2 protein-coding genes are annotated in these 9,209 nt (G+C 70.7%); both read right to left on the reverse strand.

Annotated elements, in window-relative coordinates; all coding sequences use genetic code 11:
* Window positions 1–9: 9 nt before the first annotated feature.
* Window positions 10–6,417 carry a beta-ketoacyl synthase N-terminal-like domain-containing protein gene (locus A5757_RS22600; RefSeq protein ID WP_066839157.1) on the reverse strand — a complete coding sequence of 2,136 codons (6,408 nt, stop codon included), beginning with the start codon at window positions 6,415–6,417 and terminating at the stop codon, window positions 10–12.
* Window positions 6,414–9,209, reverse strand: a 2,796-nt coding sequence (locus A5757_RS22605) for an SDR family NAD(P)-dependent oxidoreductase (protein ID WP_156618664.1), incomplete at its 5' end; no start/stop codon positions are given. The genes A5757_RS22600 and A5757_RS22605, both read right to left, overlap by 4 nt.

Consider the following 9,209-nt stretch of genomic DNA (forward strand, 5'->3'; position numbering starts at 1 on the left):
TTTGATCCGTCAGTTCGGCAGGACCCGTACTCCCATGCCTGTCGTGGAGTAGATGCACAGGTCGTCGACCCAGAACGCACCGTTGAACAGCAGCACGATGCCGCGCTCATCGGTTTCGGTGGAGACGATCTCGATCTCCGAGCGGGTCCGCGTATTGGTCGGGATCACCTGACCGCGGAACTTCCAGCTGAACGTGTGGCCGACCGCCACGGGTTCGAACGCCGCCCCGTCGGTGGCGATCCCGGACAGCCGCGCGGCCGCGCGCGCCGCCTGCTGCATGGCCTCCAGCCCCAGGGAACCCGGCTGGACGGGATCCTGGAAGAAGTGGGCCTTGAAGAACCACGCCTCCGGGCGGACGTCGAACTCCGCGACCAACCGCCCCAGACCGGCTTCTCCCGCGCCCGGCCAGAACTTGACGCGGTCGATCACCTGGAGCCGGCCCTGCGCGAGCCACGGCGCACCGGTCAGTGCGTCGTCGCGGTAGGCCACCGACACCGGCGCCGGTGCCGAAATCGCCTCCAGCGCTCCCGGATTAACCCGAAGACCGACCTGGTTGCGCAGCGCCTCCGGACTGAAGAACCCGAACGCCGTCTTCATCGTCATGACCACGTCGTCGCCCTGGGTGCAGACCACGTCGAAGAAGACGATCGTGGACCCGCCGCCCTCGGCGAACCGCTCCAGTCTCGAGGTGACCCGCAGCGTGCCGGGCCGGGCGGGTCGGTGCAACGTGACGTCGTTGCCGTCGAGATTGCGGAACACCACGTCGTCGGCGCGGTTGGCGGCGAACCCGTTGTACGACGAGAGCCAACCGCACGGCTGCAGCAGGATCTCGATCAGCACCGCCATCGGGACGGCGTCGGAGCGGCCATCCTCGAAATACCAGGCGTCGGCGGGTACGTCGTACTCGGCGACGACGACGCCGTCCTTGGTCGGCACTCCGGGCGGACTGCTGACGCTGAGCACGCGCGACATGAAGTGGTACGGCTCGTCGGGCAGGCGCGGTGCGCGCCGGGTCCCGTCGAACGGGGCATAGAGCGCGCCGAAGGCGTCCGAGGGCATCCCGCGGCCGCAGGCCAAAAGGGCGCCCTGATCGCCGCGAACGTCCTTGGTGCCCTCCAGGATCCGCACCGGGCCGGGCGCGCCCGGCGGCATCGGCCAGTCGGGCACCAGCCGCATCCCGAACCGGCGGCAGTGGAACACCTTGAACCCATCGCTGCTGCACAGCAGCGACGCGAAGATCGTCGGCGTCGGACCGTCGATGATCTCCTCCACGAACACCTCGTAGTCGAGGATGTGGTCGGCGTCGGGGGTGACCTGGCCACGGCACACGAAGCGCGCCATCTCCTCTGGCACCGGTTCGAAGCGCCAGCCGTCACGGTCGATCGTGAATCCGTAGGCCGCCATCGCGAACGACAGGGCCTGGGTTGCGGCGTCGGCCATCAGCGTGCCGGGCATGCAGGGGTCGTTCTTGAAGTGTCCGTCGTAGAACCACGCGTCGGCCGGCACCGCCGCCCTCGCGCGCAGATAGCCACGCCCCCAGGGACCGCCGTCGGGGTCGAATTCGGCCACTTCGTCGAACAGGCGCAGCCGGCCCACCGGAAGCGTCGGGGTGCGGCTGTGCGCAGCGGCCATCTCGAATCCACTGCCGAAGCAGGCGAACGCGTTTCCGTGCGTGAAGGCCTCGATGTCGGCTCGGTCGAAGGAGCGTTTGCGCGTTACCCGTGGGGGTGTGTCCCGTCGGGCGCCCTCGCGTGGGGCGTCGTCGGCGGCGTCCCACAGCACCCCGTCGGAGTTGGCCAGCTCCTCGTCGGAGAAGAACCCGGCCTGCCCGTTGCGCACGGAGATCGCCAGCCGGTCGCCGATGTAGCAGTCGTAGTGGAAGAAGAACAACCGGGTGTCACCGGTCTTCGCGTGGCCGTCGATGTGGATGTCGTAGTGCAGCGTCTCCCCGGCCTGCGGCAGACCACCCATGAACGTCAGATCGCAGCCGAGCAGGCGGTAGACGCGCTGACCGCGATTGCTGAAGTCGGCGCCCAGCCACGAGGCGAGCAGCAGATCGGCCTGCCCCGACTCGATCACGACCCCCGGGGACATCCGGCCGTTGTGCATGTACCACGCCTCAGGGTCCACATCGGTCTCGGTGACGATCCGACCGGTGCCCATCGTGCCGGGTTCACCGTCGATGCTCATCACCCGATCGGCCAGCAGCAGCGGGGGTTCGGGCATCCGCACCAGCCGCTCGTACTGGTCCAACTCCGCGAACAGCGGTCCGAGTACCTCCGAGATCCGGCCGCCGGCAAGGATTTCGAGCTGGTCCCGCGTCCACAGCGGCCCGGCCTTCGCCGGTGGCGGCGGAGGTGGCGGAGGCGCCGGGGGCGAGAGGTCCGCCGGTCGTGGCGGGGATTCACGGCGGACCGTGGGCAGCGACGCCGGCGGAGGTGCCTGCGTCGGCGCCGGAGGGGGCGGGCTCGCGACCGCAGTCGCCAGGCCGCGTGCCTCGAGCAGCCGCGGCGCCCTGCTCCCGGCCGTGAGCGCCAGCGACGCCGCCCGTGACTGAAGGAACGACGCGTGTGCCAGCGCGGTCTGCTCGACGAACGCGGTATGCGCCTCGCCCACCGAGGTGACCAGATTCAGCGCGGCGGCCGCCCTGCCGGCGACCGGTGCGGGGGGCGCCGCAGTCACGGTGGCCGGTTGCACCTGGGCGGCCGGTGCGGGTGCGAACGCCAGCGGTTGGAGTTCGGCCGGGGCCGGCGGCATGTGTTGCAGCGATTCGGGATTCACTGACACAGAGTTCACTTCCGGCATCCTTTGACGGTCCGAGGGCGTGGCGGGGCCGGCGCTGTGCTGCGCCGCGGGTGCGGAGACGACGTCGGGCCAATGGGCGGCCAGACTCAGTGTGCGGGTCTTCGGCGCCGACGGGAACGCGCTGTCGTCGCGGAGCTGCCGCATCCGGTCGTCGAAGGCGTCGACATCGACCGAGACCCCGCCGACCCACAATTTCGACACGGATTCCGCGAGCGCCCGCAGTCCGCGCCGCTCCTGCGGGTCGAGTGCCACCGCGAGATGCGGACGGTCGCCGAGGATCTTCGGGATCGCCCCGGTCAGGATGGCGCGCGGACCGTGCTCCACGAACACCCGGACACCGTCTTCGTAGGCCTGCAGCACCGTGGCCGGGAAATCGATCGGTTCGAGCGCCTGCCGGGTGATCGCCTCGGCGGCGGCCTCCCGTGTCGGCGTGTAGGCGCGGTTGACCGCGTTGGTGTAGAACCGCACATCCGGTGCGGTGTGGGTTTCCCGGGTGTGGATGCGCCGCCACGTATCGGCGAATGGCGCCATCGCCGAACAATGGATGACCATGTCGAGACCGAGCGGCATCGCGGCGGCGCCGTCGACGGCGTCGATCACCCGCCGGCAGGCAGCCGGATCACCGCCGATCACACAGTCGTCCGGGGCCTGGACGATGGTCATGTAGGCGTGCGGTTCCGCGGTGAGCGCCGCTTCGACGGCGGCACGCGGGGCGGTGATCCGCCAGCACTCCCACGGCGCAGGACGGTCGCCCAGTCCCCAATCCGCCGCGGCCACCCGGCAGGCACCGGTCAGCTCGTCGCCGTACATGCCGGACGCCTCGATCTCGTCGAGCATGGGTTCGAGGTCGCGCCAGATGCCGAACGCCAGCAGGGCATTCGTCTCCCCCGACGACAGGCCGATCGCCGCGGTCGGGTTGAGGCCGAGCACATTTCGGGACAACTCCGCCTGCGCCTGGCAGACCAGGGCGCATCCGGTCAGCTGTGTGCGCGGGTCCAGGCTGGTGATTCCGGCGCCGTACAGCGCCCGGGCCAGGTCGCCGACTCCCGAGAAGCGTTCGGCGAGTGCGTCACCCACCTCGGGCCAGGCCAGCAGCAGATCACGTCCGGCGCCCGGATAGGCCGCGGCCGCCCCGGTGAACGTGAACGCGAGCTCGCCGGTGATCGGGGCCTCGGAGTATGCGACGCCGATGCCCGCGGGCGTCTCGCCCCGGCCCAGCCGTTGCACCGCGCTCTCGCGCAGGCCGTCGAGAGCGGCTGCGCTGGCGGCCACCAGAGCGCATCGCACCGGACCGGTTCCGCCCGGGCGGTGATCGCGCATCCGGTCGGCCAGGTCGGCTCGGCTCTCGCCGGCGTAGCGCTCCGAGAACGGGACGACTCCGGCGGCAAGTGGAACCGGCGCCTCGGCCGACGCGGTGAGGCTGATCCCGTCGGCGCGCCCGCCGATCGATGACAGCTGCACCGCCGCTCGGGTGCCGCCGGGGGCGGGCTGTGCCCCGTTCTGGTCCACCCGTACCCGGGACGTCACCGCGGCGGCCCACGCCGCGATCTCGGCGGCGGCGCTCGCGGCGTGGGTGCGTCCGAAGCGGGCCTGCGCGATGTTCGGCGCGACGGCGGTCGGGGTGCCGTCGACGTCGACGACGGCGAGGATCTGATCGCCGGCGGCTTCGGCGTCCTGGCGCCTCTTGAGAACGAAGGCGACGGCCGCGTCACCGTGCGGTGCGCCCGGCGTGGTCGACAGTCCATCGGCGGCCCGGGCGTGTGCCGGTTCGCAGCACATGTCGACGGCGCCGGTGACCACCGCGTCGAGTTCGCGGTGCCGCAGGGCGCGCACCCCGATCCGCAGCGCGTCAACGCCGGAGAGTTCCTCGCTGGAGACGGTGAACCCGAACCCGCGGAAGTCGCGTTGGGCGTGGATGCGGTTGGCCGGGATGTTCGGCATCGTGCCGACGACGCCGTCGGCGGTCAGCTGCGGGGCCGAATCCCGGTTGGCGGCAAGCCATGCGTCGTCGTCGATGTGCAGCACCCGCAGCCGCTGCCGGGCGATGGTGGCGTCGCATCCCATACCGACGACGACCCCGGTGCGGTCGGGATCGAGGGTCACGCCATCGAGTGCCTCGGCGGCGGCCGCGAGCATCGCCGTCTGCTGGGTGAGGCTGGCTTTGAGTTCGTTGGGAGGGAACCCGAGTCCGGCGAGGCCGAGTTCGACGGTCTCGAGGGGTATCGGCTCTGCCTCCGGTCCGAGCGCACGACGGCGGAACGCGCCGGCGTCCTGTGTGTCACCGGTCAGAACGCCGATGCCGCAGATGACGACGTCATCGGTCGGGGCGGGCCGTCGCGGGGTGGAACGCTTTGTGCGCACGTGGTTCTGGACAATGAGGTGGGCGTTGTTACCGCCGAATCCGAAGTTGCTGACGGCGGCGCGTTTGACCTCCGCGTCCCACGGGGTGGGGGTGGTCGCGAGAGTGAACGGGGTGTCGGCGAGGGCGCCGGTCGGCTTGTCGCACAACGCCGGCGGGATCACCGATGCGGCCATCGCCGACAGCACGTTCACCAGGCTCGCCGCACCCGACACCGTGATGGTGTGCCCCAGGTTGCCCTTGAGCGCACCGAGTGTCAGCGGCGCCTCACCGTAGGCGGCGGCGATGCTCTGCAGCTCGGTGGCGTCCCCCAGCGGGGTTCCGGTCGCGTGACAGTCCAGATAGTCGATGTCAGTGGGTGCGACCCCGGCCTGTTCCAGCGCCGCGAGCATGGCGCGGGTCTGGCCGCCGACCGCCGGCGCCAGGAACCCGCTCTGGCGTCCGTCGTTGGACAGCCCGACACCCATGATGACGCCGAGGATCGGGTCGCCCGCGCGTTCGGCGTCTTCCAGGCGCTTGAGCGCGACGAGCGCGGCGCCCGCCGACGGCACCAGACCGTCGGCGTCGGCGTGGAACGGCCGGGACCGGCCCGAGGCGCTCAACGCCTGCAGCGCAGTGAATCCCAGGTGCAGGAACAGGTCATCGGCGCCGTTGACCCCGCCGGCGAGCATCACGTCGGCCGCACCGTCGTGCAGGGCGTCGCAGGCGAGTTTGATGGCGTACAGCGACGAAGCGCAGGCCGCGTCGAGCGCGTACGCAGGACCGGTCATGTCCATGGCCGCGGCGACCAGATGTACCGGCAGCCCGGAGGAGAATCGATTGCGCGGGTCGACCTCGGCGCCGCCGGCCCAGACGCTCTCCACGAACGCGGTGTTCATCGTGCTGGGGTAGGACAGGTTGCCGACGATCAGTCCGGTCCGAGGTGCGGTGTGCGAGCCGCCCAGCGCCTGCTGCGCGCACTGGGCGAGCCACGACACCAGCGGGTCGAGCCGGTCCAGATCGCCGATTCGCGAGGCGATCTCGGGCAGGTCGAAGGACGCGTCGACATAGCCACCGGTGGCCGACGACACTCTCAGCCCGGTCTTGTCACCGGCCAACAGCGCCGCGGGGTCGACGCCCCGCCAGTGGTCACGCGGAGTCGGGGTGAGCAGACAGCGCGCGGCCAGCGTCGCCTCGAACAGCGCTTCCGGAGTGTTGGCACCGGGCAGCACACAGCTGCGGCCGACGATCGCGACAGGGTCGAATGGGCTCACGACCCGGTGCCCGCGACGTAGAACTCCACGCCTTCGAGCGTCGCGACCGGCGCACCGTCGCTGGTTTCCAGGGCGATGTCGAAGTCGACGCGCTTGTCGTTGACCGGATGGGCGGCGAACCGGCAGCGCAGGGCCCCGGCCTCCTCGAACGAGCGGTGCAGCACCACGCGTCCGATTCGCACGGGCAGCACGAGCGGATGTCCGTGCGCACTGGCCCACAGGATGCCGAGTTGCAGGCCGCCATCGACCGCCACGGGGTCGATGGCCCAATCCGCTTCGGGCCAGCCGAGGTCCGTGCGGGTCTTCAGATGTGCCGTGCCGCCGGCAGATCCGAAGGCGTCCAGCCCGTCGATGACCGCGAACCGCGGACCGTGGAAGAGCGGGACGGCGTAGGCGTCGTCGACACTCATCGGCCACGAAGATGCCGGCAGCTCGGGCAGCGACACGCTCGTCGGTGCCGCGGGTGACAGGTCAAGGCCGGCGCGGTAGCGGGCACGGCCCTCGCAGTCGTGCACCGTCACGGCGTAGGACGACCCGGCCGGTTCGATGTCGATCGCGAGATCCTGCTGTCCGCAGGCGGCGAAGGTGACGCCGGAGAGCACCTGGAAGTCGCGGACGGTGACCGTCGCGTCACCGATCAGATCGCGAGCCGCACGCAGCATGGCCTCGAGTACGACGACGACCGGCACCACGACCTGACCCCGGACCTGGTGGTCTTCCAGGACGGGCAGCGTCTCGGTGGACACGTCCCAGTCCAGGTGCGCGGTCCGCAGACGCGGTTCGGCAGGCGCGGCGACGACCACCGCCGTGGCCGGAGCCCGGCGCAGGGCGTGTTCGGCGAAGAACTGCGCCCCCTCGTCGATCGGGATGACGCCGACACCGGCGTCGAGGAAACGGCTCTTGAGGGTGGCGTCGACCATGCCGCCGTCCCACGGGCCCCAGCCGAAGGCACGCACGACGCACCGGTCGCCGCGACGCGCGGCTTCCCGCGCCGAGATGGACTCCAGCGCCGCGTTGGCCGCCGCGTAGGCGGACTGGCCGGGATTCCCCGCCCGCGCCGCGATGGAGGAGAACATCGAGATGAACCGGAGGTCATCGTCCGACGTCGCATCCAGAAGTGCCTCCGCGCCCACCAGTTTGGTGCTGAACACCTTGACGAACTGGTCGTCGTCGAGGTCTTCGAGGCGCTTGTCGGCGAGCACACCGGCGCCGTGGACGACGCCGACGATCGGACCGAGGCCCGATCGCACCTCGTCGAGCACGCTGCGCAACGCCGCCGCATCGGTGATGCTGGCCGAGAAGTAGCGCGCCGGGGTGCCCTGGCGTTCGGCGGTCGCGAGGGTGGCGCGGACTTCCCGCTCGGCCATCAGCTTCTCCGCCTGCGCACGCGCCTGCGGAAGGCTCAGTTGCTCACCCCGGGCGCGTGCCGCCGCCGCCAGCGCGGTGGCGATCGAGGTGATCGTGTCGCCGGCCGGCTCGTCGGCAGTCGCCTGCCGTAGCGGTGTACGGCCCAGCAGCGCCAGGCTCAGACCGTGGCGTTCGGCCAACGCGAGCGCCGACGCAGCGGTCACGCCACGTGCACCGCCGGTCACCACGACGACTCCCCCGGCGGGGACGCTGATCGTCTCGCCCTCGCCGATCGACGAGGTGATGCCGCCGACGGCGACCATCCGCGTGCCGTCGGCGCGCAGCGCGACCTCGACGCCGCTGCCGCCTTCGAGCAGTTCGGTCGCCAGCCGTTCGGCATCGAGGTGTTCGATGTCGACCGCCCGCACCGCGGCGTCGGGCCATTCCCAGGCGGCCGTCTTCGCCAGACTCGCCACGCCGATCGGGGCGCCGGTCCCGGCGAATGCGCCGCCGGTGGACTGGACCGTCACGAAAAGCCTTGACTCGCCGCCACTTCCGGCGACACAGCGGGCGGCGCGGAACGCACGTACATGCATGTCGACGCAGTCTTCGGCCGTGTCGGCGGCCGCCAGCCCCGCGAGGCTGATGACGGCGGTCGCGCGGTCCGGCAGCTCGTCGACGGCGCGGGCCTTGACGCCGCGATCGATCATCACCTGTTCGAGGGCATCGGCGAACTCCGGGTCTTCACGGGTGATGAAGACCTCGCCGTCGCGCAGGCCGGCCATCGCGAAGCCGCTCGGTGGTACCGGCTGGAAGTCGGCTTCGGTGCAGGACAGGCCGCCGGTCGGCGGGTTCTCCGTGGGCGCGTCAGGGGCGGCCGCTGCCGGATCCTCCTCGGCTGGCGCATTTTGGGTGGAGCCGAGGCCGCTGACCTTGTCGACGACGTCCTGGAGCGTCCGCAGACCCGCCAACTCCGACGCCGGAATATCCGGCGCCCCCGGGAACTTCGCCTGCAACGCCGCCAAAATCTCCACCTGCTTGATGGAGTCGATACCGAGCTCGGCCTCCATCTCCATCTCCAACGACAACATGTCCGCCGGATAACCCGTCTTCTCCGACACGATCCCCAACACCACAGCACCCACCGGCAACCCCGGCACAGGCGCGGAGGCTGCAACAGCAGCTGCCACGTCAGGAACATTCGGGGCGAACCCACCCACCTTGTCCACCACGTCCTGCAACGTCCGCAGACCCGCCAACTCCGACGCCGGAATATCCGGCGCCCCCGGGAACTTCGCCTGCAACGCCGCCAAAATCTCCACCTGCTTGATGGAGTCGATACCGAGCTCGGCCTCCATCTCCATCTCCAACGACAACATGTCCGCCGGATAACCCGTCTTCTCCGACACGATCCCCAACACCACAGCACCCACCGGCAACCCCGG

It is taken from the genome of Mycobacterium sp. 852013-51886_SCH5428379 (assembly GCF_001665575.1).
Lineage (GTDB): Bacteria > Actinomycetota > Actinomycetes > Mycobacteriales > Mycobacteriaceae > Mycobacterium.